At 69.0% G+C, this 26545-nt stretch carries 22 protein-coding genes; 5 read left to right on the forward strand and 17 right to left on the reverse strand.

Annotated elements, in window-relative coordinates; translation table 11 throughout:
• Window position 1 precedes the first annotated feature (1 nt).
• The 9 genes from FCK90_RS05665 to FCK90_RS05705 form a co-directional block, all read right to left on the reverse strand.
• Window positions 2–1570, reverse strand: coding sequence for a hypothetical protein (locus FCK90_RS05665; protein WP_158033327.1), 1569 nt, complete (start codon window positions 1568–1570; stop codon window positions 2–4).
• 50 nt (window positions 1571–1620) lie between these two features.
• Complete coding sequence (locus FCK90_RS05670; RefSeq protein ID WP_158033328.1) at window positions 1621–2991, reverse strand: thymidine phosphorylase; 1371 nt, start codon at window positions 2989–2991, stop codon at window positions 1621–1623.
• A gap of 34 nt (window positions 2992–3025) precedes the next feature.
• Complete coding sequence (locus FCK90_RS05675) at window positions 3026–3445, reverse strand: cytidine deaminase (RefSeq protein ID WP_158033429.1); 420 nt, start codon at window positions 3443–3445, stop codon at window positions 3026–3028.
• A 16-nt stretch (window positions 3446–3461) separates the two neighbouring features.
• The gene (locus tag FCK90_RS05680; RefSeq protein WP_158033329.1) at window positions 3462–4790 is read right to left on the reverse strand and encodes an ABC transporter permease; all 1329 of its coding nucleotides are present in this window, start codon (window positions 4788–4790) and stop codon (window positions 3462–3464) included.
• Window positions 4787–6124: an ABC transporter permease gene (locus tag FCK90_RS05685; protein WP_158033330.1), complete on the reverse strand. Its 1338-nt coding sequence runs from the start codon at window positions 6122–6124 to the stop codon at window positions 4787–4789. Before FCK90_RS05685 ends, FCK90_RS05680 begins: the two co-directional genes overlap by 4 nt.
• The gene (locus FCK90_RS05690) at window positions 6121–7761 is read right to left on the reverse strand and encodes an ABC transporter ATP-binding protein (protein WP_158033331.1); all 1641 of its coding nucleotides are present in this window, start codon (window positions 7759–7761) and stop codon (window positions 6121–6123) included. The genes FCK90_RS05685 and FCK90_RS05690 overlap by 4 nt, the downstream gene beginning before the upstream one ends.
• Window positions 7762–7925: 164 nt before the next feature.
• Entirely contained in the window at window positions 7926–9017 is a 1092-nt protein-coding gene (locus tag FCK90_RS05695) for a BMP family lipoprotein (RefSeq protein ID WP_158033332.1), read from the reverse strand.
• A 174-nt stretch (window positions 9018–9191) separates the two neighbouring features.
• A complete protein-coding gene (locus FCK90_RS05700; RefSeq protein ID WP_158033333.1) occupies window positions 9192–10463 on the reverse strand; it encodes an amidohydrolase in 1272 nt (423 codons plus the stop codon).
• Window positions 10464–10571: 108 nt separating this feature from the next.
• Window positions 10572–11681: a mannose-1-phosphate guanylyltransferase gene (locus FCK90_RS05705; RefSeq protein ID WP_158033334.1), complete on the reverse strand. Its 1110-nt coding sequence runs from the start codon at window positions 11679–11681 to the stop codon at window positions 10572–10574.
• A 293-nt stretch (window positions 11682–11974) separates the two neighbouring features.
• Between FCK90_RS05705 and sdhC the strand changes: the two genes are divergently transcribed.
• The 4 genes from sdhC (at window position 11975) to FCK90_RS05725 (ending at window position 15502) form a co-directional block, all read left to right on the forward strand.
• Complete coding sequence (sdhC, locus tag FCK90_RS15710) at window positions 11975–12376, forward strand: succinate dehydrogenase, cytochrome b556 subunit (protein WP_281347442.1); 402 nt, start codon at window positions 11975–11977, stop codon at window positions 12374–12376.
• Window positions 12377–12394: 18 nt separating this feature from the next.
• On the forward strand, window positions 12395–12883 hold the full coding sequence (locus tag FCK90_RS05715) for a succinate dehydrogenase hydrophobic membrane anchor subunit (RefSeq protein WP_158033336.1): 489 nt from the start codon (window positions 12395–12397) through the stop codon (window positions 12881–12883).
• 103 nt (window positions 12884–12986) lie between these two features.
• A complete protein-coding gene (sdhA, locus tag FCK90_RS05720) occupies window positions 12987–14738 on the forward strand; it encodes a succinate dehydrogenase flavoprotein subunit (RefSeq protein WP_158033337.1) in 1752 nt (583 codons plus the stop codon).
• Window positions 14738–15502 carry a succinate dehydrogenase iron-sulfur subunit gene (locus FCK90_RS05725; RefSeq protein WP_158033338.1) on the forward strand — a complete coding sequence of 255 codons (765 nt, stop codon included), beginning with the start codon at window positions 14738–14740 and terminating at the stop codon, window positions 15500–15502. The genes sdhA and FCK90_RS05725 overlap by 1 nt, the downstream gene beginning before the upstream one ends.
• Window positions 15503–15596: 94 nt before the next feature.
• Here FCK90_RS05725 and FCK90_RS05730 read toward each other — a convergent pair whose 3' ends face one another.
• From FCK90_RS05730 to glyA, 6 genes are all read right to left on the reverse strand, one after another.
• Window positions 15597–16754 carry a YhjD/YihY/BrkB family envelope integrity protein gene (locus FCK90_RS05730; protein ID WP_158033339.1) on the reverse strand — a complete coding sequence of 386 codons (1158 nt, stop codon included), beginning with the start codon at window positions 16752–16754 and terminating at the stop codon, window positions 15597–15599.
• 33 nt (window positions 16755–16787) lie between these two features.
• Entirely contained in the window at window positions 16788–17846 is a 1059-nt protein-coding gene (gene trpS, locus FCK90_RS05735) for a tryptophan--tRNA ligase (RefSeq protein WP_158033340.1), read from the reverse strand.
• A 49-nt stretch (window positions 17847–17895) separates the two neighbouring features.
• Entirely contained in the window at window positions 17896–18747 is an 852-nt protein-coding gene (locus tag FCK90_RS05740) for an exodeoxyribonuclease III (RefSeq protein ID WP_158033341.1), read from the reverse strand.
• 52 nt (window positions 18748–18799) lie between these two features.
• Window positions 18800–19351: a hypothetical protein gene (locus FCK90_RS05745; protein ID WP_158033342.1), complete on the reverse strand. Its 552-nt coding sequence runs from the start codon at window positions 19349–19351 to the stop codon at window positions 18800–18802.
• 105 nt (window positions 19352–19456) lie between these two features.
• Entirely contained in the window at window positions 19457–20344 is an 888-nt protein-coding gene (locus FCK90_RS05750; RefSeq protein ID WP_158033343.1) for a bifunctional methylenetetrahydrofolate dehydrogenase/methenyltetrahydrofolate cyclohydrolase, read from the reverse strand.
• Complete coding sequence (gene glyA / locus FCK90_RS05755; RefSeq protein ID WP_158033344.1) at window positions 20344–21630, reverse strand: serine hydroxymethyltransferase; 1287 nt, start codon at window positions 21628–21630, stop codon at window positions 20344–20346. The genes FCK90_RS05750 and glyA overlap by 1 nt, the downstream gene beginning before the upstream one ends.
• Window positions 21631–22002: 372 nt before the next feature.
• Between glyA and FCK90_RS05760 the strand changes: the two genes are divergently transcribed.
• The gene (locus FCK90_RS05760) at window positions 22003–25287 is read left to right on the forward strand and encodes a beta-phosphoglucomutase family hydrolase (protein WP_246180033.1); all 3285 of its coding nucleotides are present in this window, start codon (window positions 22003–22005) and stop codon (window positions 25285–25287) included.
• A gap of 23 nt (window positions 25288–25310) precedes the next feature.
• Here FCK90_RS05760 and FCK90_RS05765 read toward each other — a convergent pair whose 3' ends face one another.
• Both FCK90_RS05765 and FCK90_RS05770 read right to left on the reverse strand, forming a co-directional pair.
• On the reverse strand, window positions 25311–25832 hold the full coding sequence (locus FCK90_RS05765; RefSeq protein WP_246180023.1) for a gamma carbonic anhydrase family protein: 522 nt from the start codon (window positions 25830–25832) through the stop codon (window positions 25311–25313).
• 83 nt (window positions 25833–25915) lie between these two features.
• Window positions 25916–26512: a TetR/AcrR family transcriptional regulator gene (locus FCK90_RS05770; protein WP_158033347.1), complete on the reverse strand. Its 597-nt coding sequence runs from the start codon at window positions 26510–26512 to the stop codon at window positions 25916–25918.
• Window positions 26513–26545: the final 33 nt, after the last annotated feature.

The following is a 26545-nucleotide window of genomic DNA, read 5'->3' on the forward strand; positions in this document are numbered from 1 at the left end:
ATCAGTAGTTCCAGTCCTGCAGAGCGTCGTTGACGTGGGCCGGGATATTGGCGCCGGTACGCGGGTACATCCGCAGCTCCTCCACGTAGTTCTGCGAGGGCAGGCGCTCGGGGTAACGGACGAACGCCTCCTCGTCGGCGTAGTCGAAGGACACCTCGGGAGGGATGCCCGGCCGGAAGCGGAACATCATGGCCAGCGGCGCGCCCTGGCCCTCGACGTAGGAGTCCTCCTTGAGCTCCTGGACCTTCAGCTCCTCCTCGGGCACCAGGTCGAACGAGGGGCGCTGGTCCCAGAAGCCGCCCTGGCGCACGTGGGTCAGGGCGTCGTAGTAGGTGCCGAGGGTGCGGACGCGGATCAGGACGGTGGAGACGTCCAGGGCCGTGCCCTCGGCGCCGAACAGGCGGCGCTGCGCGCCGGCCAGGCGGCCGAGCACATCCGCTTCGGTCAGGACCTTGTTGCCCTCGGCCAGCTTGTCCTTGGAGGGAGCCCTTCCGCTCACCTCGCCGGCCCTGTAGGAGGGGGCGACATCCGCGGTCTGGGCCATCGACGGGGCATCGCCCTCACCCGACCCGGCGGAGGCACGCGCCCCGGCACCCGAGGCCGCACCTGCAGCCGCGGCGCCGGTGGCCTGCGCGCCGGAACGGCCGGCGTCGTCATCGCGCCACTCCTCGTGGTCGACGTGCTGGGGCACGTCGTCCTGCGAGCCGGGGCCCGGCTCGACGGCGTCAGTGACCGTGGGCGGCACCGGTGCCGGCTCGGACGCCGGCTCCTCGCCGCGGTCGGCCTCAGCGGCCGGGGCCTGGGGCGCAGGCACCGGCTGCGGTGCTTCCGGCCGGGGCTGCGCTTCCGGCTCGGCGGTCCCCGAGGCCTCCTCGGCGGCCTCTCCACGGCCCTCGGCGGCAGCCGCGGCCAGGGCTCCCGACCCCACGCCGGCGGCGGTGCCGGTGCCGGAGTCAGCCCCTGAATCAGCACTGTCGGCGGGAACGCGGGATTCCGGGGCGCTCTCGCGCCCTTCGGCGGTTCCAGTGGTTCCAGTGGTTCCGGGGGTCTCCGCGGTTCCGGCGGTTCCGGGGGCTTCACTGCCCTGACCGGCGGTTCCAGCGGCCGGAGCACCGGGGGCCGCGGCCGCAGCGTCTCCAGCACCGCCGCCGAGCTGATAGCGCTCGGTGGAGTGCGGTGCAGCCGGGAAGTCGTAGTCGACCTGGACCAGACGGCCGCGACCGGAGTCGGGGCCGACCTCGATCACGGCGGTCTGCCAGGCCCCGGTGTCACGGGACATGGCCTCGGTGTAGAGAGCGGCGACGTCCTCGAACAGCGGGTGGGCCTGGTCGACCGTGCCGCCGTCGGTGGTCGGGTTGCCGCCCACGGAGCGTTCGGTCTGCTGGCTCATGGTGTTGCCGCGCTGGACCAGGGTCAGCTTGCCCCGGTCCGCGCCATCGGCCACCAGGCCGGCGACCAGGTTCCGCAAGGGGCCTTCGGCCGGCAAGGGCTGAGCCGCCGGGGCGGCCTCAGCGTTCGGGGCCCCGGCAGTCTGCTGCTCGGTATTCGACTTCCTGGAAAAAAGTCCCACGGTGTTGGTCCTCCCGCGTCAAGAGCGTGCTGGATCTGTCTGGGACCAGACTACAAGTCCTCGGCAGCAACTCGACCGAGCAGCACGTTCGCTCGCGGCGTGCTGCGGTCGCCCGGTTCCCTTGCGCCGGCGGCGGCCGCGGCCCCGTGGAGACTCTCGATGCCGTAGGCGGACCGGATCCGGTCGGCGGCTGCGGTGACGGCCGACGCGCTGTCGGTGTGCATGGTGGCCAGGATCTGCCCTCGTCGCACGGTGTCACCGGGCTTTGCCCGCAGCACCACACCCGCCGCCGGCTGGACGGGATCCTCACGACGGGCCCTGCCCGCCCCGAGGCCCCAGGAGGCCAGTCCGATGCCCATGGCGTCCAGGCTCGTGACCACGCCGTCCGAATCGGCGCTCACGGTCTCGGAGATCCGCGCCTGCGGCAAGGGAGCCTTCGGGTCACCGCCCTGCGCGGCGATCATCGCCCGCCAGGCGTCCATCGCCCGCCCGTCACGGAGCGCGTCGGCGGGATCCGCCTCCACTCCGGCCGCCCGGAGCATCTCCCCGGCGAGCGCGAGGGTCAGGCCGACGACGTCGGACGGGCCTCCCCCGGCCAGGACCTCCACGGACTCCGCGACCTCGCACGCGTTGCCGACCGCATGGCCCAGTGGCGCGGACATGTCGGTGAGCAGGGCGATCGTCGTCAGGCCGGCATCCGTGCCGAGGCCCACCATGGTCTCCGCCAGCTCTCCGGCCGACCGCGCGTCCTTCATGAAGGCGCCCGCGCCGACCTTGACGTCCAGGACCAGCGCCTCGGCGCCCTCGGCGATCTTCTTGGACATGATCGAGGAGGCGATCAGGGGGATGGACTCGACCGTTCCGGTCACGTCGCGCAGGGCGTAGAGCTTCTTGTCCGCCGGGGCCAGGTCGCCGCCGGCGGCGCACACCACGGCTCCCACCGACTCCAGCTGACGGACGATCTGATCGTGGTCCAGATCGGCGCGCCAGCCCGGGATGGCCTCGAGCTTGTCCAGCGTGCCCCCGGTGTGGCCGAGCCCGCGGCCGGACAGCTGCGGCACGGCCACGCCGTGCGCGGCCACCAGCGGGGCCAGGGGCAGGGTGATCTTGTCCCCCACTCCCCCGGTCGAGTGCTTGTCGACGGTGGGCAGGCGCCGTCCATGGCGGGTGAGCCCGGAGAAGTCCATCCGCCGGCCCGAGTCGATCATCGCCCGCGTCCACCGGGCGATCTCCTGCCGGTCCATGCCGTTGAGCACGATCGCCATGGCCAGTGCGGCCATCTGCTCCTCGGCCACCTCGCCGCGCACGTAGGCGTCGATCACCCAGTCGATCTGGGCCGGGTTCAGGGCGAGGCCGTCCCGCTTGGCCCGGATGATGTCGACGGCGGCGAAGGCCGTCTCGGAGGAAGCGCTCATGGACATCCCGTCGGTCAGGGGTTCTGGTCAGGAACTCCGGTCAGAGGTTCTCGGGGCCGAAGGCGTCCGGCAGCACCTGGTCCATGCTCTTCACCCCGGACACCGTCATCAGCACCATATCCGGGGCACGGTGCTCGTAGAGCAGCTGGCGGCACCGGCCGCACGGCATCAGGATCCGTCCCTTCCCGTCGACGCACACGAAATGGGTCAGGCGTCCGCCGCCCGTGGCGTGGAGGGAACTGACCAGGCCGCATTCGGCGCACAGGGTCACGCCGTAGCTCGCGTTCTCCACGTTGCATCCGGAGACCGTCCGTCCGTCCTCGACCAGGGCGGCGGCCCCCACCGGGAAGTCGGAGTAGGGCACGTAGGCGCGGGTCATGACCCTGCGCGCCTCGGCCAGCAGGGCGTCCCATACGGGTGCCTCCGCGTCCTGGGGGGCGGCTCGGGGATCCGTCGTCATCTCGGACACGACCCTCTCATTCCTTGACGTACGGCTGCCCGGCGGAGGCGGGACCGCGGGAGGCGCCCACCAGGCCGGCCACGGCCAGGATGGTGATCACGTAGGGCAGCATCGCCAGGAACTGGCTGGGCATCGAGGTGCCCAGGAAGGACAGCACGGACTGCAGGTTGGAGGCGACGCCGAACAGCAGGGCGGCCAGGAAAGCGCCGATCGGATTCCACCGGCCGAAGATCAACGCCGCAAGGGCGATATAGCCGGCACCCGAGGTCATATCCCTGGTGAAGGAGGTCACCGACACCAGCGTGTAGAACGACCCGCCGATACCGGCGATCAGTCCGCCCAGCAGGACGTTGACGAACCGCATCCGGTTGACGTTGATGCCCAGGGTGTCCGCGGCCTTGGGATGCTCGCCGATGGCGCGGGTGCGCAGCCCCCAGCGGGTGCGGTAGACGGCGAACCACACGATCGGGATGGCCAGCCACATGAAGTAGCCCACGATCGACTGGTCGAAGAGGATCCGCCCGACCAGGGGCAGCTCGCTGAGCACCGGGATCGCGAAGGACGGAAGACGGGGCGGGGAGTTGAAGCGGCCGGCGTCGGACTCCAGCAGGGTGGCGAACAGGAAGCCGGTGAGGCCCGAGACCAGCACGTTGAGCACCACGCCTACGATCATCTGGTTGACCCGGTAGGTGATCGAGAAGACGGCAAGGACCAGGGAGACCAGGGCCGCGCCGATCATGGCGGCCAGCAGGCCGACCCACGCGCTGCCGGACACGGAGCCCGCGATGGCGGCCGAGAACGCCCCGAAGAGCAGCTGACCCTCGATCGCGATGTTGACCACGCCGGAACGCTCGCACATGAGTCCGCTCAGCGAGCCGAAGACCAGGGGCACGGCGAGGGCGACCCCGCCTGCCAGCAGACCGGTCAGGGACACGGAGGGGTTGTTGGCCGAGCCCACCACCCAGACCAGGAACCCGGCGACGAACAGTGCGCCGTAGAGCACCACGGACCACGTCGGGGTGAGCCGGCCGGACCGCACGCGCAAGAAGGCGAAGACGGTCAGCGCGGCGAGCGCGATGGTGATCACCCAACCCGTGACCAGGCCGGGAACCACCACGTTCGGAACCTGGAACAGGTCGCCGTCGCCGCTGATCCGGAAGGTCACGCTCTGGTCCGGGCCGTTGAAGGCGAAGACGATCAGGGAGACCAGGGCCAGGACGCCGAAACCCAGCGGGGCGCGGCGGGCGCTCGCGGGCAGGGCAGCGGGGTCCACGTGCTCGGCGCCCTCGTGGGCCTCTCCCTGCGTCCCGTGCCCGGGAGCGGGGGTCTGCGTTGCGGTGCTCATGCTCGAGCCTCCTTGGTTCCGCCCGGGGTGGTACTGGCCGGGCCTTCGGCGCCGGTGCCCTCCTGGGCCGTGTCGGCAGCGTCGGCGGAGGTCCCGTCGGAGGTCGCGCCCTCGGCGGACGCGGACGGCGACGGCGCGGCGCCCTTGGCGCCGGAGGACCTCTTCCGCCGGGCCGCGGAGAACAGCGGCGGCAGCGCGATGAACAGCACGATCAGCGACTGGACCACCAGCACGATGTCCACGTTGGTCCCGGTCATGGTCTGCATGGTCACCGCGCCCGCACGGAAGCCGCCGTAGAGCAGCCCCGCCAGGAACGTGCCCAGCGGCGTGGAGCGGCCCAGCAGCGCCACGGTGATCGCATCGAACCCGAACGACGCCGCCACACCGGCCGACAGCGACCCCTCGGTCCCGGATATCTGCGCCACGCCCGCCAGGCCGGCGAAGCCGCCCGCCATGACCATCACGACGACGAAGCCCTTGGTGACATTGATGCCGGCGGTCTTGGCGGCCCTGGGGTTGGAGCCCACGGCGCGAATCTCGAAGCCGATCGTGGAGCGGTTGAGCACCCACCACATGAAAACGGTGGCGGCGATGGCCAGCAGGAAGCCCCAGTGCAGCCGGAAGGGCGGTCCCAGCAGCAACGGGAACTGCGCCGTCTCCGCCACCGGAGGGCTGAGGGGGTTGGTGGACCCCTCGCGCAGGAACGCGGGCCGGGTCAGCAGATAGGCCAGGAGGTTGGCCGCGATGTAGTTGAGCATGATCGTCACGATCACCTCGTGAGCGCCCGTGCGAGCCTTGAGCAGGCCGACGAAGCCTCCCCAGATGCCGCCGCCGATCACGCCGGCCACGATCACGAGCAGCAGGTGCAGCGGCAACGGCATGGACCAGGCGAAGCCCACATAGGCCGCGAGGGTGGCGCCGATCAGGATCTGCCCCTGGGCGCCGATGTTGAACAGGCCCGCGCGGAAGGCGATGGCCACGCCGAGACCGGCGAAGATGAGCGGGGTGGCCACCGTCAGGGTCTCGGTCAGGGGGTAGATCTGCCGCGTGAAGGTATCGCCGCTGGGGTTGAACACGGCCCCGTAGAACATGGCCTCGTAGGCCGAGGACGCGGCGCGCCAGGCCGCCGCGAAAGTATCCGTGGGGCGGCTGAAGAAATAGCCGGTCGCCCGCATGACCCGCTCGTCGGTGGCGGCGATCAGGACGCCGCCCAGCAGCAGCGCCGCGATGATCGCCAGCACCGGCTGGAGGGCGGAGCCGATCCACCGCGGGCCGTCGGTCTCCAGGTCCTCGGCCGCGTTGACGGTCGGGGTGTCTGTGGTGGGGGTGGTCATGCCTGCTCCTCCCACGGTGCGTTCGGGACGGCCCGGCCGTCGTGATGGATGGGGTCGTCGCCGGAGGGGCCGGCGTCCCGCTGCGACGCTGCGGGCGGCTGGGGCCCGCCGTCGCCGTCCGGCGGAGGTGTCGCGCGCACCTCGTCCTCGGTGGCCCCGGCCATCATCTGGCCCAGGATCTCCCGGGGGGTGTCCGGGCCCACGATGCCCATGAGCCGGCCGTGGAAGAAGACCGCGATCCGGTCCGCCAGGGCGTAGACCTCGTCCAGCTCGGTGGACACGATGATCACGGGGACGCCCGAGTCGCGCTCGGCCACGATGCGCTCGTGGATGAACTCGACCGACCCCACGTCGACGCCGCGGGTGGGCTGGGAGGCCAGGAACAGCTTCAGGGGCCGGGACAGCTCCCGCGCGATGACGATCTTCTGCTGGTTGCCGCCCGACAGGGTCGCGGCGTGAGCGTTCGCCGACCCCGTGCGGATGTCGAACTCGGCGATCCGTTCCTCGGCGTTGGCCGCGATGGCGCGCTTCCTGAGGGACAACCCCGAGCGGAACCGAGGATCCTTGTAGAGGTCCAGGACCAGGTTCTCCGCGACGGAGAACGGGCCCACCAGGCCGTCGGTCGAGCGGTCCTCGGGGACGAAGCCCACACCGGCCTCCAGGACCTGGCGCACCGAACGGCCGACGAGCTCCTTGCCCTCCAGGCGGATGGAACCGGAGGCCTTGCGCAGCCCCAGGAGAGCCTCGGCGAACTCCACCTGCCCGTTGCCCTGCACCCCGGCCACGGCGAGGATCTCGCCCTTGGCAACGGACAGGTTGAGGTTCTCCAGCAGGGTCACGCCGTTGGACCCCACCACGGTGAGGTCCGAGACCACCAGGGCCTCCTCGCCGGCCTGCGCCTCCGCCTTGGTCACGGACAGCGAGACCTCGCGGCCGACCATCATGGCGGCCAGTTCACCGGGCGTGGCCTGCGGCGACACCGACCCCACCACTTCACCGCGGCGGATCACCGTAATCACGTCGGAGACCTCGCGCACCTCGCGCAGCTTGTGGGAGATGAACACGATGGAGGTGCCGTTCTCCTTGAGCTGGCGCATGATCGCCAGAAGCTCATCGGTCTCCTTGGGGGTGAGCACCGCGGTGGGCTCGTCCAGGATGAGCAGCTCGGCGTCGCGCACCAGGGCCTTGATGATCTCCACGCGCTGCTGCACACCCACCGGCAGGTCCTCCACGACGGCGTCGGGGTCCACCGCGAAGCCGTACTGGTCGGAGATCTCGCGGATTTTGCTCCGCGTGGTCTCCAGATCCAGGCTGGCCCCCTTGAGCGACTCCGAGCCCAGCGCGACGTTCTCCGCGACCGTGAAGACGGGCACCAGCATGAAGTGCTGGTGCACCATCCCGATGCCGCAGTCCAGGGCGTCCGACGGGCCGTTGAACTCCACGGCCAGGTCGTCGACCAGGATCTCCCCCGACGTGGGCTGGTAGAGGCCGTAGAGAACGTTCATCAAGGTGGACTTGCCCGCGCCGTTCTCGCCGAGCAGGCAGTGGATCTCCCCCGGCTCGACGGTCAGGGAGACATTCCGGTTGGCGGCGAAGGACCCGAATTTCTTCGTGATCTCCCGAAGTTCGAGCTTCATGGGTTCGTATTCCTCTGAGCTGACGGGATGTGGGATCGGTCGGGCCCGCCCGCCGTCCGGGCCCGGCGAAGGGCACGGGACGACGGGCGAGCCCGGGTTCCAGACCGGCGGACCGCGGCCGTGGAACCCGCGGATGCCCCGGCCTCAGGGTCGGGGCATCGGGGTCACTCGGGGGAGCTCTCGGACTCCACGGTGATCTCCCCGTCCACGATCTGCTGGCGGATCTGCTCGACCTCGCCGGCGAGCTCCTCGCCCACACGATCCTCCTGATCGTGGAACGGGGCGATGCCCACGCCCTCGTTGGACAGGTCCCCCACGTAGGGCTCGCTGTCGAAGTTGCCCTCCGCGGCGGTGGTCACCACGTCCTCGACCGAGGTGGACAGTTCCTTCAGCACCGAGGTCAGCTGATAGGGCTTCTGGTCCTCGGAGAGGGTGTCGTAACCGTCGGCGTCCACCCAGACGAAGGTGACCTCGTCCTCGCCACCGCCGGAGTTGGCTTCGACGACGGCGTCAGGGGTGCCCGTCGCGGCCTGGCCGGCGACCGGCATGATCACGTCGGCGCCTTCGTTGATGAAGTTCTGCGTGGTGGTCTTGGCCGCGGCGGCATCGCTGAAGTTGCCGACGAACGTGCCGTCCTGGGTCTCCTTGTTCCAGCCCAGCAGCTCGACGTCATCCGACTTCTGCTCGTTCCAGTAGTCCACGCCGTCGGCAAAGCCGTCCATGAACACGGTCACGGTGGGGATGTCCAGGCCGCCGTAGGTGGCGACGGTGCCCGTCTCGGAGGAGCCCGCGGCGACGTAGCCCGCCAGGAACGCGGCTTCGGCGGTGTTGTAGGTGATCGGCTTGACGTTGTCCAGGTCGATCGAGTGGTCGTCCACGATCGCGAAGTGCGCATCGGGGTTGGCCTCGGCGGCCTCCCGCGTGGCGTCGGCCAGGAGGAAGCCCACGGAGACCGTCAGGTCGCAGCCGTTCTGGATCATGGAGTTCAGGTTCGGGATGAAGTCGGTCTCCGCCTGGGACTCGGCCTCCTGGACATCGATGCCGAGGTCGGACTCGGCCGCCTTCAGCCCTTCGTAGGAGTTCTGGTTGAACGAGCGGTCCTGGAAGCCGCCCTCGTCGGAGACGATGCAGCCCGTGAAGTCGGACGCGTCCGCGGCGCCCTCGCTGTCTTCCGGTGCTTCGCCGCAGGCCGTCACGGCCAGAGCAGTCAGTCCGAGAAACGCAGACGCCTTCATGGTGCGGGAACGGAAGGTCATGTTTCCTCCGGTGGAGAGTGTGCCGGAGCCGGGCAGAGGAGTCCCGGCGAGGACCGGGAATGGTGAGTGCGCGCCGACGGGCCGGAACTGAACGGGTGGTGGTGGCGTTCAGTGTACTCAGGAGTATGTCCTGGATGTTGCGCACGGTACGAACATGGTGATCCGTGCAATGTCCTACCCGGCGAGCTCCCGAACGTGCAGCATGACGGCCCGCAGCGCGGTGTTGGTCATCACCTGGACGCCGCACCCGATGGCCTCCTCGTCCGCGATGTAGTCGGCCTGGTGGAGGTCGTAGGTCCGCCCGCCCGGCGTCCTGGTGCCCAGGCGCATCATGGAACCCGGCACCTCCTGCAGGTACCAGGCGAAATCCTCCCCGCCCATGGACTGCTCGACCAGCAGCACGGCGTCCTCGCCGAGCTCGTCGCGGGCGGCGTTCTCCAGCAGGGTGGTCTCGACCTCGCCGTTGACGACGGGCGGGACGCCGCGGATGTGCTCGACCTCCACCGTCACCCCGTACGGGGAGGCCACCTGGCCCACCACCTCGTCCAGGAGGGTGCCCGCGCGATGCCAGGCATCGGCGTCCAGGCAGCGCATGGTCCCGGCCAGGGTGCCCTGCGACGGGATGGCGTTGGGGGCGATCCCGGCGTTGATCTCGCCCCACACGACGGAGACGCCCGAGCGCACGTCCACCCGGCGGGACATCACCGCCGGGACGTTGACCGCGATCTGCGCCATGGCGAAGACCAGGTCCTGGGTCAGGTGCGGGCGGGACGTATGCCCGCCGTCGCCCGATACGTGCACCCGTACGGTGTCCGAGGCGGAGGTGATGGCGCCGATCCGCGTCCCGACGTGACCGACGTCGACCTTGGGCTCGCAGTGCAGGGCGAACATGCGGGGCACGCCCTCCAGCACCCCCTGGTCGATGACGGTGAGCGCCCCTCCGGGCAGCTTCTCCTCGGCGGGCTGGAACAGGACCCTCACCCGGCCGGCCAGCGGCGAGGACCGGTCGATGTCGGACAGGACCTTTGCCACGCCCAGCATCACGGTGGTGTGGACGTCGTGCCCGCAGGAGTGGGCCACGCCGTCGTTCACCGAGGAGAACGGCAGGCCCGTGGCCTCCTGGATCGGCAGCGCGTCGATATCGGCGCGCAGGCCGACCGCGATCGGACCCTGCCCGATGTCCACGTAGCAGCCCGACCCCTTGAGGCGCACGGGACTGAGGCCCGCCGCCTCCAACGCCTCCACGATGCGGCTAGTGGTACGGAACTCCTGGTAGGACAGCTCCGGGTGCTGGTGGATGTCACGGCGGAACTCGATCAGCTCGGGCAGCCACCGACGTATGAACGCGCCGACGGACGGCACCTGTCCGGCCTCGCCCGACCAGGCGGTCAGGGTCTGAATCTCGTTCTGAGCGGGGGTGACGAGGGGATCCGTGGATGGGGACATTGGCACAGAATACGCCGGGACTCCCATCATCAGGATTCCCTCGTTCACATAGTGACCCACATACCTGCTCTCAATGCGACGGCCGCCGCCCGGCGGCCGGGGCACTGATCACAGGACGTCCAGGTCCCCCGAGGCCTTGAGGGAGTTCACCGTCTCCTTGACGCTCTGGGCGTGTTCGCGCGTGGTCACCAGCAGGGCGTCGGGGGTGTCGACGACGACGATGTCCTCGACCCCGATCAGCGCCACGACCCTGCCCGTATCGGAGACCACGATGCCGGAGGAGTTGTCCACGAGCACCCGGGTGTTCTCCCCCAGGACGGCGACGTCGTCGGACTCCCCCACGTGGTTGAGCCGGGACATCGCGGCGAAGTCCCCGACGTCGTCCCAGTTGAAGGTGCCCGGCACCACGGCGACGTCGCCGGCGGCCGCGGCGGGCTCGGCCACGGCGTAGTCGATCGCGGTCTTGGGCAGGGACTCCCACACCCTGGACATGACCTGGTCCTGGCGCACGGTCCCCCAGGCGTCGGCGATGGTGCGCAGCCCCTGGAAGAGCTCGGGCTCGTTGGCCTCCAGGTGCTCGAGCATCAGGCTGGCCGGCGCGACGAACATCCCGGCGTTCCAGAGGTAGTCGCCACTGGCCACATAGGCTCGGGCCGTGTCCTCGTCCGGCTTCTCCACGAACTGCTCGACCCCGCGGACCGAGGAGGCGCCCTCGATGCCGAGGTCGCCGTCCGCCTTGATGTAACCGAAACCGGTGGACGGGGAGGACGGCTGGATGCCGATGGTCACGATCTTGCCCGTCCGCGCCGCCGTGACCGCCTGGACGACGGCCTCCTGGAAGACGCTGGCGGGTTCGATCACGTGGTCGGCGGCGAACGACCCGACCACGCACCCCGGGTCCCTGCGCTCGAGCAGCATGCAGGCGAGGCCGATCGCCGCTGCGGAATCGCGCGGGGAGGGCTCCAGGACGAGGTCCTTGGCCGAGAGCTCCGGCAGCTGCTGGCTCACGGCACCGGCGTGACCGCGCCCGGTCACCACCATCACGGGATCCTTGGTCAGCGGGGCCAGCCGCTCGTACGTCGCACGCAGCAGGGAGGACCCGGACCCGGTGAGGTCCAGCAAGAACTTCGGCGCATCGGCACGGGACAGCGGCCACAGCCGGGAGCCCACGCCGCCGGCGGGGATGAAGGGGTGAAAGTGCTCAAGTGGTTGGGTCACGTTCGCGATCCTAACCCGCGGGGGCTGCCGGGCAGCACCTGACGGGGCCCGGGTGCCGCCGCGGGCAGGACACCCCGCCGGCACGAGGCCCGGGGTCACGGGCCAGCTGTGCGGCGCCCGAGCGCTGACACCCTGTCGCCAAGTGGCGCTTCCGCCGCCCTGCGGCTGATATGGTGAGCTGCGAGTTCACTAGAGATCTTGACGTGAGCCACAGGCTCCGCCAAGGGTGCAATGCACGCAAAAACGCCAGGGCGAGCCAACGCACCCGCAGGCGATACAGGGAGGTATCAATCGTGGCCGCGACAACCACGGAGACCCGAACTGGACCCAAATCCGGCACCCTCTACCGGGGCGAGTACGGAATGTGGTCCTGGGTCGCGCACCGGATCAGCGGTGTGGGCATTTTCTTTTTCCTTCTGGTCCACGTCATGGATACGGCCATGGTGCGCGTGGATCCGGAGGCGTACAACGCCGTCATGGAGACCTACAAGAACCCCATCATGGGCCTCGGCGAGGCCGGCCTGGTGGCGGGCATCGTCTATCACGCCTTCAACGGGATCCGGATCATCCTGATCGACTTCTGGTCCTCGGGCGCCAAGCATCAGAAGAAGCTGTTCTGGGGTGTGATCGTGGCCTGGCTCGTAGTGATGGTGCCGTTCGCGATCCGTCACTTGTCCAACGTCTTCTTCCACTGATCGCGAGGGAACACAAGCATGAGCACTCCGCTGAAACCCCAGATTGCCGTTCCTCGCAGCAATGACCGCGTCGTCAACGGTGTCAAGTACAACCGCTCGGGATCCGGGCGCAGCAAGTTCGAGATGCTGGCCTGGCTCTACATGCGCCTGTCCGGGATCCTGCTGCTGGTCCTCGTCTTCGGGCACCTGATCGCCAACCTGATCGTCCCTGAGGGCGGCGTCCACGCCATCGACTTCGGCTTCGTGGGCGGCAAATGGGCCAACCCGTTCTGGCAGGTCTGGGACCTCGCCCTGCTGTGGCTGGCCATGCTGCACGGTGCCAACGGCATGCGCACGATCATCGACGACTACGCCGAGCGCGACGGTGCCCGCTTCTGGCTGAAGCTGGCGCTCTTCCTCGCCACCGGCTTCGTGATCCTCCTGGGCACGCTGGTCATCTTCACGTTCGAGCCCTGCCCCGCCGGTGCCGATCCCGAGCTGCTCGCATCCTTCTGCCCGGGTGCCTGAGCGAGGCCGTGCCCGCTAGTTTCCGAACTGTTCGGGTGAATGACGGCCCCGGCCTCCGCCCGCCGCTCGCCCACTGAATCTCGAGAAGAAAGAATATTTCAGAATGCAGGTTCACAAATACGATGTGGTCATCGTAGGAGCCGGCGGCGCGGGCATGCGCGCCGCTATCGAATCCGGTCAGCGCGCCAAGACCGCGGTGCTGACCAAGCTCTACCCCACCCGCTCCCACACGGGTGCGGCGCAGGGCGGTATGTGCGCGGCACTCGCCAATGTCGAAGAGGACAGCTGGGAGTGGCACACGTTCGACACCATCAAGGGCGGTGACTACCTCGTCGACCAGGACGCCGCGGAGATCATGGCCAAGGAGGCCATCGAAGCCGTCCTGGACCTCGAGAAGATGGGGCTTCCGTTCAACCGGACCCCCGAGGGCAAGATCGATCAGCGCCGGTTCGGCGGCCACACCCGCGATCACGGCAAGTCCCCGGTCCGCCGCGCGTGCTACGCCGCCGACCGCACCGGTCACATGATCCTGCAGACGCTCTACCAGGCCTGCATCAAGCACAACGTGGAGTTCTACAACGAGTTCTACGTCTTCGACCTGATCCTCGTGGACACCCCCGAGGGCCGCCGTCCGTCGGGCGTCGTCGCCTACGAACTGGCCACGGGCGAGCTGCACGTCTTCCAGGCGAAGTCCGTGGTCTTCGCCACCGGCGGCAACGGCAAGGTCTTCAAGACCACCTCGAACGCCCACACCCTCACGGGGGACGGCATGGCCATCGCCTTCCGCAACGGCCTGCCGCTCGAGGACATGGAGTTCGTGCAGTTCCACCCGACCGGACTGGCCGGGCTGGGCATCCTGGTCTCCGAGGCCGCCCGCGGTGAGGGCGGCATCCTCCGCAACTCCGACGGCGAGCGGTTCATGGAACGCTACGCCCCCACCATCAAGGACCTCGCCCCGCGTGACATCGTGGCCCGCTCGATGGCCAACGAGGTTCGCGAAGGCCGTGGCTGCGGCCCCAACAAGGACTACGTGCTCCTGGACCTCACCCACCTGGAGCCGGCGCACATCGACGCCAAGCTGCCGGACATCACCGAGTTCGCCCGCACCTATCTGGGCGTGGAGCCCTACACCGAGCCGGTGCCGGTGTTCCCCACCGCGCACTACACCATGGGCGGGATCCCCACCGACATCAAGGGCGAGGTCTTCGAGAACTCCGAGAAGACCATCCCCGGGCTCTACGCCGCCGGAGAGGTGGCCTGCGTCTCCGTGCACGGGTCCAACCGCCTGGGCACCAACTCCCTGCTGGACATCAACGTGTTCGGCAAGCGGGCGGGCGTCAACGCCGCCGAGTACTCCCAGCGAGCCGAGTTCCTGCCCATCCCGGACGATGCCATGGAGGCGACCGAGGCGCTGCTGCAGAACGCCCTCTCGGCGCACGGCTCCGAGAAGGTCGGGGCGATCCGCAAGGATCTGCAGGACACCATGGACCTGAACATGCAGGTGTTCCGCACCGAGGAGTCCATCAACCAGGCGCTCTCCGACATCTCGGCCCTGGAGGAGCGGTACGCGAACATCGCGATCCAGGACCACGGCAAGCGGTACAACCTGGACCTGCTCGAGGCGGTGGAGCTGGGCTTCCTGCTGCAGCTGGCCAAGGTCATGTCCGTCGCGGCGCTGCACCGTCAGGAGTCCCGCGGCGGCCACGCCCGCGAGGACTTCCCCAAGCGCGACGACGAGAACTTCATGGTGCACTCCATGGTGTACGAAGACCCCTCGTCGGAGACCGCGGGCATCCGCCAGGAGACCAAACCCGTCATCTTCACCCATTACGAGCCGATGGAGCGTAAGTACTGATGTCGACCGCTACCGCCGAGAACACTCAAGATCAGACCGCGTCCGAGGCCATTCCGTCGTTCGATGTCACCGTCCGGGTGCGCCGCTACAACCCCGAGGTCTCCGAGGACGCCCACTGGGACGAGTTCCAGCTGACGATGTACGGCACCGACCGCGTGCTGGACTGCCTGCACAAGATCAAGTGGGAGATCGACGGCTCGCTGTCCTTCCGCCGGTCCTGCGCCCACGGCGTGTGCGGCTCCGATGCGATGCGCATCAACGGCCGCAACCGCCTGGCCTGCAAGGTGCTGCTCAAGGACCTGGACCTGTCCAAGCCGCTGACCGTGGAGCCCATCAAGGGCCTCCCGTGCGAGAAAGACCTGATCGTGGACATGGAGCCCTTCTTCCAGTCCTACCGCGAGATCATGCCGTTCCTGGTCAACGTCGACAACGAGCCGGAGCGCGAGCGCTACCAGTCCGCCGAGGACCGCGCCCGCTTCGACGACACCACCAAGTGCATCCTCTGCGCCGCGTGCACCTCCTCGTGCCCCGTGTTCTGGACCGACGGCCAGTACTTCGGTCCGGCCGCGATCGTGAACGCGCACCGGTTCATCTTCGACTCGCGGGATCAGGCCGGTGACATGCGCCTGGAGATCCTGAACGACAAGGAAGGCGTGTGGCGCTGCCGCACCACGTTCAACTGCACCGAGGCCTGCCCTCGCGGGATCCAGATCACCAAGGCGATCGCGGAGGTCAAGAAGGCCGCGCTCTCCCGCGCCATGTGAGTTCTCGTTCCGCGCGCCCTTAGACGACGACTGGCCGTTCTGGTCGCCTATCCGAGCTGATGGCGACCAGAACGGCCAGTCGTCGTCTATACCTCTATACCTCACGTTCGTAGGAACGGATCCGGTCGAGCAGCCCGGCGTCGATGGGCGTGACGGCGCGGTCCTCCCCCGCCGGCTGGGCGTGCCCGCCGTTGAGGTCGGCCTGGACCAGGGCGCCGAAGGCCGTGGCCACCAGGATGATCTGGCTGAAGAAGTAGAACCAGAACAGCACGCCGACGATGATGCCCACGGACAGCAGGTACGGGTTGGCGGCCATGGTCTGCACCAGCGCGCCCCCGAGCTCACGCAGGGCGAAGTTCCCGACGACGCCCAGGATCAGGATGCAGGTCATGGGCCACCAGCCCGGCTTGAGCTGGGCGACCCCGCGGATCATCAGGAACAGCATCAGCGCGTCCGCGGCGAAGCCCAGGGTGGTGGCCGCCCCGTAGAAGAACTCGCCGCCCAGGAACTGGACGATCGCGTGGAGCCATCCGACGTCCTCCGTGGCTCCCTCGAACAGGCGCAGGGCGCCGGCGGCCTCCGCGTTGAGCACCAGGGAGACGGCGACGACCGTGACCAGCAGGATCAGCCCCAGGATGTCGCGCGGAATGGCGGCGATGGGGGCGCCCCGGGCCGGCGGAACCTCGAACATCCGGCGGCAGGACAGCCTGATGCCCGCGGCCCAGCGCCATGCCACGAAGCACAGCACCAGGGAGGCGATGACGGTGGTCAGGGTGAAGGGCTGCGGGTTCTCCAGCACGGAGGCAGGGATCACTCCCCCGTCGCCGGTGTTGATCAGCCCCGGGATGGTCTCGTCCACCGCGTCGACGACCAGGGCTCGCAGCTCGGAGTCGTTGCCCAGCACCCGGCCGCCGACGGAGGCGCCGATCACCAGGACGGCGGTGGAGGCGAAGAGCATGTTGTAGGACAGACCCGCGGCCATGAGCGGCCCGCCGTGGAAGAAGTAGTGCATGATGAGCCGCCCCGGCAGCAGGGTCCACACGAAGGCCAGCGCGGCGTTGAACGCCTGCCCCGCCACCTGCGGGAAGCCCGCGCCGGTCCGGCGCTTGTGCCGGAGGATCGAGGCCTGTCTGCGGAACTCGCGCTTCAGACCGGCCTTGTCCACGGCGGACGGCGGCACGCTGGGTGCGGTGATGACCCCGGTGTCGGTCGCCCTCTCCGGGGATTCAGCGGGTTTCGTCGTCTGCGCCACGGCAACCCTTTCAGCTGGAGGTCGGGCTCGGGCTCAGACGCTGGGCGGCAGGAAGCCGACCTTCTCGTGCACGTCGGCCAGGGTGCCGGCGGCGATCTCGCGCCCCTTCTCCGCCCCGCGGGCGAGGATCCGGTCCAGTTCCGCCGGATCGTCGAGCAGTTCCTGGGCGCGCTTCTGGATGGGGCCGAGGGTCTCGTTGACCACTTCGGCCAGGTCCACCTTGAGGTGGCCGTACATCCTGCCTTCGTAGTCGGCCACGATCTGCGGGATCGGGCGGTCCGTGATCGCCGAGTAGATGGTCAGCAGGTTGGCGATACCCGGTTTCGCCTGCCGGTCGAACCGGATCTCCGTACCGTCGTCCGTGACCGCCGACTTGATCTTCTTGGCGTTCCTCTTGGCGGGGTCCAGCAGGCGGATGAGCCCGTTGTCGGAGTCCGCCGACTTGGACATCTTGGCGGTGGGCCGCTGCAGATCGTAGATCTTCGCGGTCTCCTTCATGATCTTGGCCTCCGGGACCGTGAAGGTCTCGCCGAAGCGCGAGTTGAAGCGCTGCGCGAGGTTCCGGGTCAGCTCCAGGTGCTGCCGCTGATCCTCGCCGACGGGCACCAGATCGCTCTGGTAGACCAGGATGTCGGCGGCCATCAGCACGGGGTAGGTGAACAGGCCCACGGTGGCGGCGTCCACGCCCTGCTTGGCCGACTTGTCCTTGAACTGGGTCATGCGCGCCGCCTCCCCGTACCCGGTGATGCAGTTGAGCACCCACGCGAGCTGCGCATGCTCGGGCATGTGCGACTGGACGAGCATGGTGGACTTCTCGGGGTCGATCCCGGCGGCGATGTACTGGGCGACCGTCACGCGGGTCCGCTCACGCAGCCCGGCGGGGTCCTGGGGCACCGTGATCGAGTGCAGGTCCGCCACGAAGAAGATGCACTCGTTCTCGTCCTGCATCCTGACCCAGTTGCGCAGCGCGCCGAGGTAGTTGCCCAGGTGGAGCGAGTCCGCGGAGGGCTGCACGCCGGAGAGCACACGGGGCCTGCCCGGCGAGGCGGGCTGCGATGCGTCCGGAACGGTTTCTGTGGATGCGGCGGTCACGGTGAGGCTTCTTTCGTGTCTTCGGTCGGAAGGGCGCGGCGAGCCGCTGTCAGAGACGGTAGTCCACGACCAGCGGGGCGTGGTCGGAGAAACGGGTGTCGTAGGTCGCGGCGCGGTCGACGAATGCGGAGACGGCCTTCTGCGCCAGGGCGGGGGTGGCCATGTGGTAGTCGATGCGCCATCCGGCGTCGTTGTCGAAGGCCTGCCCGCGGTAGGACCACCAGGTGTAGGGGCCCGGCACCTCACCGGCCAGGCTCCGGGCGACGTCCACGTAGCCGAGGTCGCCGAAGTAGCGGTCGAAGTAGGCCCGTTCCTCGGGCAGGAAGCCCGAGTTCTTGACGTTGCCCTTCCAGTTCTTGATGTCGAGCTCGGTGTGGCCGACGTTGAGGTCGCCCACGATCAGGACATGGTCCGCGTGCTGCTTCAAGGCGGGCAGCCGCTGGAGCATGGCGTCCAGGAAGGCGTACTTGTCCACCTGCCGCGGGGTCTCGACCTCCCCGGAGTGGACGTAGGTGGACACCACGGTCAGCGTGGAGCCGTCCGGCAGGGCGATATCGTCCTCGATCCACCGGCCGGAGTCGTTGGTGCCCTCGGCCAGACCGACGCGCTGGGCGGTGGGCAGCAGCGAACCGCCGTGGGCGTCGCGGCGCACCGCCGTCAGCACGCCCGCGCGGCCTTTGGCCAGGGCTTCGTGGTGATGGATCTCCCAGGTCTCCCCGTCCAGCAGGTCGCGCACGATCTTGTCCGGAGCCCGGACCTCCTGGAGGCACAGGACGTCGACGTCGCGTCCCTCGAGCCAGTCGGCCATGCCTCGTTTGTAGGCGGCGCGGATGCCGTTGACATTGACGGTCGCGATCCGCAGCACCTGGTCGCGGGGGATCTCCGTGGACTGCGTGCTCATGCGCGCGTCTCCTTTCGAGCGGAACTGCAGCTTCTGGACGGGGTCGGAGTCGTCAGCGATCGTCGTCGTCGATGACTTCGCCGCTCAACGGCTCCGAGGCATCCTTGACCATACCCATTCCGTTGGAGGCGGTCACGGCCAGGGTGTCCAGGGCGCGGTCGACCTGCTCGCGGTCGCCCTCCGTGGAGCCGTCCGGGGCGGGCAGGTTCGCCGCGATGACGCGTGCCTGCACCATGATGATCTGGAAGGAGTGCTCGAGCTTCTGGTCCAGGATCGAGCGGTCCGCGGCAGGGGTCGTGGACGGCGAGGTCATGGGCGCCCGCCCGAAGCGCCGGTTGGCCTCCTGCTGGGCCTGCTCGATCTGCCGGGCTCCGAACTTGGCCGCCTTGCGCACCATCCACAGCACGAAGCACGCGATCAGCAGCCAGCCCAGGGCGATCGCCGCCAGCACCCAGCCCAGGACCGAGTTCTGGTTGGCAGCCTGCAGCAACGCCACCACGAAGATGACCACCAGGGCCGTCATGCCGATCAGGGTGATCCAGATCGAGGCCCTTCCTGAACTGGAGCCGGACGGGTTGGTGCGCGTGGAGCCTATCTGCTGCATGGGCATATTCTCCCGTACTCGCTGCCACCGGTGAAATGCAGCGGAGACGGAATCGCCCTGGGCGCAACGCCCAGGGCGATTCCGTCGTACTCGGGTCGACGCCGCCTAGCGAATCCCGGCCGCCCTCTCCGCGGCCTCGACCACGTTGACCAGCAGCATGGCGCGGGTCATGGGGCCGACCCCGCCGGGGTTGGGCGAGAGCCAGGAGGCGCGCTCGGCCGCGGCGGGATCGATATCTCCGGTGAGCCGCTTCCGGCCGGTCGCGGGATCCTCGACCCGGGAGACGCCCACGTCCAGCAGGACCGCGCCCTCCTTGATCTGCCCGGCCGTGACCATATGCGGCTGTCCCGCGGCCGCCACGACGACGTCCGCCGTGGCCAGCAGCGCCTCGAGGTCCCTGGTTCCCGTGTGGGCCAGCGTGACCGTGGAGTTGATCGACTTGCGGGTGAGCAGGAGGCCGATGGGCCGCCCCACGGTCACGCCCCGGCCGATCACCAGGACGTGCTTGCCCTTCAGGTCGATGTCGTGGCGCAGCAGCAGCTCCACGATCCCGTGCGGTGTGCACGGCAGCGGGGATGTCATGGGCTCGCCGACGTTGAGCACCAGGCGACCCAGGTTCGTGGGGTGCAGGCCATCGGCGTCCTTGGCCGGATCGATCTTCTCGAGGATCCGGTGGGTGTCGATGTGGTCGGGCAGCGGCAGCTGGACGATGTACCCCGTGCATGCCGGGTCCTCGTTGAGCGCTTCGATCTCCTGCTCCAGCTCCTCCTGGGAGATCGAGGCGGGGAGGTCACGGCGGATGGAGGTGATCCCCACCTCCTCGCAGTCCCTGTGCTTGCCCGAGACATAGGAGTGGGAGGCGGGGTCGTCGCCGACCAGCACCGTTCCCAGCCCGGGTACCACCCCCGCCGCGCCCAGGGCCGCGACGCGTTCGCGCAGTTCGGCTTTGATCGAGGCCGCCGTGGCCTTCCCGTCGAGTATCCCCGCGGTCATCACCACTCCTCGAGGCCGCTGTAGAGCGGGAAGTCCTCGGCCAGCTTGTCCACGCGGGCCCGCAGTGCGGCCACGTCGGGCTGCGGCTTGAGGGAGGTCGCGATGATGTCGGCGACCTCCTCGAACTCCTTCGCCCCGAAACCGCGGGTGGCCAGGGCCGGGGTACCGATCCGCAGCCCCGAGGTGACCATGGGCGGGCGGGGGTCGAACGGCACGGCGTTGCGGTTGACCGTGATGCCGACCTCGTGCAGCAGGTCCTCGCCCTGCTTGCCGTCGATCTCGGAGTTGCGCAGGTCGACCAGCACCAGGTGCACGTCGGTGCCCCCGGTCAGCACCGAGACGCCGGCCTCGGCGACGTCGGCCGCGGACAGCCGCTCCGCGATGATCCGGGCGCCTTCGATGGTGCGCTCCTGACGGTTCTTGAACTCCTCGGTGCCCGCGATCTTGAACGCGACGGCCTTGCCCGCGATCGCGTGCATGAGCGGCCCGCCCTGGTGCCCCGGGAAGACGTTGGAGTCGATCTTCTTCTTCCACTCCTCGGTGCACAGGATCACGCCGGAGCGCGGGCCGGCCAGCGTCTTGTGCACGGTCGAGCTGACCACGTCGGAATGCGGCACCGGGTTGGGGTGCAGCCCTGCGGCCACCAGGCCGGCGAAGTGGGCCATGTCCACCCACAGCTTCGCGCCGACCTCGTCGGCGATGGAGCGGAACGCCTCGAAGTCCAGGTGCCGGGAGTAGGCGGACCAGCCGGCCACGATCACCTTGGGGCGGCTGCCGAGAGCCACCTCGCGCACCTGGTCCATGTCCAGCCGGTGCGTCTCCGGATCGACCTCGTAGGCCGCGATGTTGTAGAGCTTGCCGGAGATATTGAGCTTCATGCCGTGCGTCAGATGCCCGCCGTGGGCCAGCGAGAGCCCCATCAGGGTGTCGCCCGGCTCCATGAGCGCGGTCATCACGGCGCTGTTGGCCTGGGCGCCCGAGTGGGGCTGAACGTTGGCGTGGAAGGCGCCGAACAGCTCGGTGGCCCGGTCACGGGCCAGGTTCTCCACCACGTCCACGTGCTCGCAACCGCCGTAGTACCGGCGTCCCGGGTAACCCTCCGCGTACTTGTTGGTCAGCACGGAACCCTGTGCCTCCAGGACGGCGCGCGGGGCGAAGTTCTCGGAGGCGATCATCTCCAGGGTGCCCCGCTGCCGGCCGACCTCAGCGGTGATCGCGGCGGCGACCTCCGGGTCCACCTCGGACAAGGGACGGTCGGTGACATCGGCGAAAGGCGTTGGGCTCATGCGATTCCTCCTGGGCTCCGAAGGCGCTGCTCCGGAGGTTCTGGCCACGTTCTGGCGGGGTTCTGCACTGCCGGCGCTGCCGGCAGCCGGTCGAAACGGCGCTGCCCATTGTAGGACCCCCGGCAGCGGCGGCAGCCACGCGGGGGTAATATGCCCAAGCCCACACCGAGCTTTCCCTGTCACGTACCTGACCTATTCGCCCGCTTGAACTACTCTTGAGTCACACCTGATCCGGAAAATGGTGCCCTCCACCTCATTCCTCCCAGGCCATCCACGCACAGTCGTGCCCAAACCCATGCTGACCAGCGGCTTCATGCCGTGGTCACACCCTTGGGGCAAGGGCTCGAAACTACAGGAGCACCTGTGAACGCAATGCCGACAGCGCCCTTCACCGCCTCGATCCCTCAGATCCGAGGAGATCAGGTTCCCGAGAAGCCCTCGGAGAGCCTGCGGACCCCTTACTCGGCCGTGATCTTCGACATGGACGGCGTGATCACCGACACCGCTGCCGTGCACGCCACTGCATGGAAGCTGCTGTTCGACGCCCTCCTCCAGGACGAGCGGCTCGAGCCCCTGAGCGATGACGACGAGATCGACCGCCGCGAGTTCGACGTCATGACGGACTACCGCGACTTCGTGGACGGCCGCCGCCGCGAGGACGGCATCAGGACCCTGCTGGCCTCCCGCGGTGCCGCCCTCCCGGAGGGCGCTGCGAACGACGAGTCCGGAGCCTGGACCGTCCAGGGCCAGGCCGGTCTGAAGAACGCCTACTTCACCGAGGCCCTCGAGGAGCAGGGCGTCCGGGTCTTCGACGGCACCGTCCGGCTGGCCGAGCGCCTGCGTGAGGCCAGGATCCCCGTGGGGCTGGTGACCGCCTCCCGCAACTCGACCAACGTCCTGGAGCGCGCGGGCCTGAGCAACCTGTTCGACCACATCGTCGACGGCGCCACCGCCGCGGAACTCGGCCTGCCGGGCAAGCCCGCCCCGGACACGTTCCTGCGCTGCGCCCAGGAACTGGGCGTGGACCCGGTCGAAGCGGTCGTCATCGAGGACGCCGTGGCCGGCGTGGAGGCCGGCGTGGCCGGCGGTTTCGGCCTGGTGGTCGGCATCGCCCGGCACGGCGACCGGCAGGCGCTGTACAACGGCGGTGCCCACATGGTCCTCAACGACGCCGGCGAGCTGGATCTGGGGGCGCGCCGCGAGGATTGCTGGAAGCTGGTCTACGAGGGCTACGATCCCTCCGTCCAGGCCCGCCGCGAGTCGCTGCTGACCCTGTCCAACGGCTACATGGGCGTCCGCGGCTCTCATTCGGAGCGCTCCGCCGACGGCATCCACTACCCCGGCAACTACCTGGCCGGCGTGTTCAACCGCGTCGTCAGCCATATCAACGGCCGCGACATCGAGCACGAGTCCATGGTCAACGCCCCCAACTGGACCCACCTCGACCTCCGGGTCTCGGGGGGTACCTGGCTCTCAGAGGGCGGACTGGAGTACTCGGACGAGCGCACCGAGCTCGATCTGCGCACCGGCGTCCTGACCCGCACGATGGTGCTGACCGACCTCAACGGCGATCCCACCGACGGCGGGGACCGCCCGCGCCTGCAGGTGGTCCAGCGCCGGCTCGTCTCGCTGCGCCTGCGCCACATCGGCGCCCAGGAGACCTCCATCACCGCGCTGAACTTCACCGGCCGCGTCCACGTGCGTACGGGCATCGATCCCGCCGTGACCAACGACGGGGTCAAGGAGTACAGGGAGCTCAACCCCCACCATCTGGTCACCACCGAGTCGACCACGCTGCCGGACGAGCAGGAGACCCTGCTGAGCCTGGTGACCACCAACCAGTCGCAGATCCAGATCGCCACCGCGCAGCGCACGGAGGTCTACGGCGGGGCCGCCATCCGCGCCCGTCGTGAGATCCGCCCGGGCGGCACCGAGTTCCGGCGCCACCAGGTCGGCGTCCGCCAGGGCGAGCCGGTGACCGTGGACACCGTCACCGCCGTCGTGACCAGCCGCGATGCCGCCATCGGGTCCCCGCGCGACGGCGCGCTGTCGCAGCTCGACCGCAGCCCGCACGACTTCAAGGGGCTCCTGAAGGGCCACGAGCTGGCCTGGGAGCGCCTCTGGGACCGCTACGACGTCGATCTGGAGCCGGACGACGCCCCCGAGGAGCTGCTGACCCAGCTGGCGCTGCGGACCCACGTGTTCCACACCGCCCAGACGCTCGCACCGCACCTGTCCCTGCGTGATGCCGGGGTGCCCGCGCGCGGTCTGCACGGCGAGGGCTACCGCGGCCACATCTTCTGGGACGACGTCTACATCCTGCCGATGGTCTCCCTGCACGAGCCCCAGGTGACGCGTTCGCTGCTGTCCTACCGGTGGCGCAGGCTGCCCATGGCCTACTACCGCGCCCAGGAGTTCGGCCTCAAGGGTGCGGCCTTCCCCTGGCAGTCCGGTTCGGACGGCCGCGAGGAGACTCCGCCGGAGCTCTACAACCACCATTCCCAGCGCTGGCTGCCGGACAACTCCTGGCGCCAGTTCCACGTGGGCCTGGCCATCGCCTACAACGCGTGGCACTACTACGAGACCACGGGCGACATCGACTGGCTCTCCGGCCAGGGCGCCGAGCTGATCATCGGCATCACCCGTCTGTTCGCCTCCCTCACGGAGTTCGACGAGGCCGACGGCCGCTACCACATCAGCGGTGTCATGGGCCCCGACGAATACCACGACGGCCCGCGCGGCCAGCACGGCGGCGGCCTGAAGGACAATGCGTACACCAACGTGCTCGCCGCCTGGCTGTTCCGCCACTCCGCGTACATCTTCAACGACATGGTGGACCACCAGCGCGAGGAGCTGATCTCCCGCTTCGGCGTCACGGAGGACGAGCCCGCCCGCTGGCTGGACATGTCCCAGAAGATGTCCATCGCCTTCAACTCGGACGGCACGATCTCCCAGTACGACGGCTACAACGAACTCGCGGAGCTCGACTGGGAGTACTACCGGAAGAAGTACCGCAACATCGGCCGCCTGGATCTCCTGCTGGAGAACGAGGGCGACATGACCAACAACTACAAGCTGTCCAAGCAGGCGGACACCATCATGCTGGTCTACCTGCTGGGCCCCGAGGGCCTGGTCGAGGAGCTCGGCCGCATGGGCTACGAGATCGATCACGACGTCGTCCAGCGCACCGTGGACTTCTACATCGCGCGATCCTCGCACGGGTCGTCGCTGTCCAAGGTGGTCAACGCCGCCGTGCTGGCGTGGCTGGCCCCGGACCGCTCCTGGGCGTCGTTCCAGGACGCGCTGGTGGTCGACATGGACGACACCCAGGGGGGCACCACCGGCGAGGGCATCCACATGGGCGCCATGTCGGGGTCGGTCGACGTGGTCACCCGCGCCTACGCGGGGATGCGCGTGCGCGGGGACTGGCTCGAGTTCAGCCCGCACCTGCCCCGGCAGCTGGACAACGTGAACTTCACGGTCCTCTACCGCGGCCAGGTCATCCGGGTGTGCATCGACCACGAAGTCCTGGAGCTCGAGGGAGGCTCCAAGCAGGCCGCGCCCGTGACCATCCACGTCCACGGTGCGGAGTACGTGCTCAAGGGCGGCCAGAAGATCGCCGTCGCCATCCGCCGGCACAAGCGCGGTCGTTCCTGACGAGTCGGTGAGGTCGAGGGCGGCTAGCGGTTCAGATCCCGGTGCCGGGCGCTGAGTTCGCGATAAGTAACGGCGTTGCCCTCGACCTTCTGCCGCTCCTCCTCCGTGAGCTCGCGCCGGACCTTCGCGGGCACCCCGGCCACGAGCGAACCCGGCGGGATCTCGGTGCCCTCCAATACCACCGCGCCCGCCGCCACGAGCGAGCCCGCTCCGATCACGGCTCCGTTGAGCACCGTGGCGGACATGCCGATCAGGACGTCGTCGTGGACGGTGCAGCCGTGCAGGACCGCCGCGTGGCCCACCGAGACGCCGTCGCCGATGGTGCACGGGAAGTCCGGGTCGGAGTGGACGGTGCAGTTGTCCTGGAGGTTCGAGCCGGCGCCCAGCCGGACCGGGGACCGGTCGGCGCGGATCACCGTCCCGTAGAACACGCCGCTGCCCGCGCCGATGCGGACATCCCCGATGAGGGTGGCGGTGGGCGCTATGAAGGCGTCCTCGGCGATCCGCGGTTCGTGTCCTTCCCATGCTGCGATGACGGGTTCCACGCTTTCCTCCAAATGCTCTGAATCAAATGCTCGGGATCGAATGCTCGGGGTCATGTCTTCGGGACAGGTATCCGGGACCGGGCTCATTCCCCCACGGCGGCGATGGTACGGGCGTAGTCGAGATAGGCCTCGTGGGCGAACCCTGGAAGCAGCTGGGACTGCACGACCCATCCCTGCAGCACCGACAGCACCGCCTGCGAGAACATGCCCACCCAGTCAGCCGCCTCCCGGTCGCTCAGCCCCAGCTGCTCGACGGCCCATGCGGAGAAACGGTCGTCGATCAGCCCCCGCAGGGCCTCCAGGTGCGATCCGAGGGCGCCGTGGACCTCCGGGTCGACGGCGGCTTCGCCCCACGTGACCAGAAGGAGACGGGCCAGCCTGGGCTGGGCGGCCAGCGACTCGAGCACCCCCACCAGCCAGCTCTCCGGATCGAAGGGGGCGCTCGCGGTCTGCGCGGCCAGATCGAAGACCTGGTCCAGGGCGGTCCGTGCGCAGGCCACCACGAGTTCGGACTTACCGCCCGGGAAGTGGTTGTAGATCGCCCCGGCGGACAATCCCGTGGCGGCGATGATCTCGTGCATCGACGCGCCGCGGTAGCCCTCGGTCAGGAAGCAGCCGGTGGCGGCATCGACCACCGAACGTCGTCGGTTCCGGCGATACTCCTCGCTGACTTTGGGCATAGCCCGATCCTACGCAGTCCGATTTGCCGCGTT

Origin of the sequence: Kocuria coralli (assembly GCF_008831305.1) — a bacterium.
Taxonomy (GTDB): Bacteria; Actinomycetota; Actinomycetes; order Actinomycetales; family Micrococcaceae; genus Kocuria; species Kocuria coralli.

Coding starts and splice junctions, on each gene's coding strand:
- FCK90_RS05670 (WP_158033328.1), bottom strand. CDS start 2,991: ATGTCCATGAGCGCTTCCTCCGAGACGGCCTTCGCCGCCGTCGACATC.
- FCK90_RS05675 (WP_158033429.1), bottom strand. CDS start 3,445: ATGACGACGGATCCCCGAGCCGCCCCCCAGGACGCGGAGGCACCCGTA.
- FCK90_RS05680 (WP_158033329.1), bottom strand. CDS start 4,790: ATGAGCACCGCAACGCAGACCCCCGCTCCCGGGCACGGGACGCAGGGA.
- FCK90_RS05685 (WP_158033330.1), bottom strand. CDS start 6,124: ATGACCACCCCCACCACAGACACCCCGACCGTCAACGCGGCCGAGGAC.
- FCK90_RS05690 (WP_158033331.1), bottom strand. CDS start 7,761: ATGAAGCTCGAACTTCGGGAGATCACGAAGAAATTCGGGTCCTTCGCC.
- FCK90_RS05695 (WP_158033332.1), bottom strand. CDS start 9,017: ATGACCTTCCGTTCCCGCACCATGAAGGCGTCTGCGTTTCTCGGACTG.
- FCK90_RS05700 (WP_158033333.1), bottom strand. CDS start 10,463: ATGTCCCCATCCACGGATCCCCTCGTCACCCCCGCTCAGAACGAGATT.
- FCK90_RS05715 (WP_158033336.1), top strand. CDS start 12,395: ATGAGCACTCCGCTGAAACCCCAGATTGCCGTTCCTCGCAGCAATGAC.
- sdhA (WP_158033337.1), top strand. CDS start 12,987: ATGCAGGTTCACAAATACGATGTGGTCATCGTAGGAGCCGGCGGCGCG.
- FCK90_RS05725 (WP_158033338.1), top strand. CDS start 14,738: ATGTCGACCGCTACCGCCGAGAACACTCAAGATCAGACCGCGTCCGAG.
- FCK90_RS05740 (WP_158033341.1), bottom strand. CDS start 18,747: ATGAGCACGCAGTCCACGGAGATCCCCCGCGACCAGGTGCTGCGGATC.
- FCK90_RS05745 (WP_158033342.1), bottom strand. CDS start 19,351: ATGCAGCAGATAGGCTCCACGCGCACCAACCCGTCCGGCTCCAGTTCA.
- FCK90_RS05750 (WP_158033343.1), bottom strand. CDS start 20,344: ATGACCGCGGGGATACTCGACGGGAAGGCCACGGCGGCCTCGATCAAA.
- glyA (WP_158033344.1), bottom strand. CDS start 21,630: ATGAGCCCAACGCCTTTCGCCGATGTCACCGACCGTCCCTTGTCCGAG.
- FCK90_RS05760 (WP_246180033.1), top strand. CDS start 22,003: ATGCCGACAGCGCCCTTCACCGCCTCGATCCCTCAGATCCGAGGAGAT.
- FCK90_RS05770 (WP_158033347.1), bottom strand. CDS start 26,512: ATGCCCAAAGTCAGCGAGGAGTATCGCCGGAACCGACGACGTTCGGTG.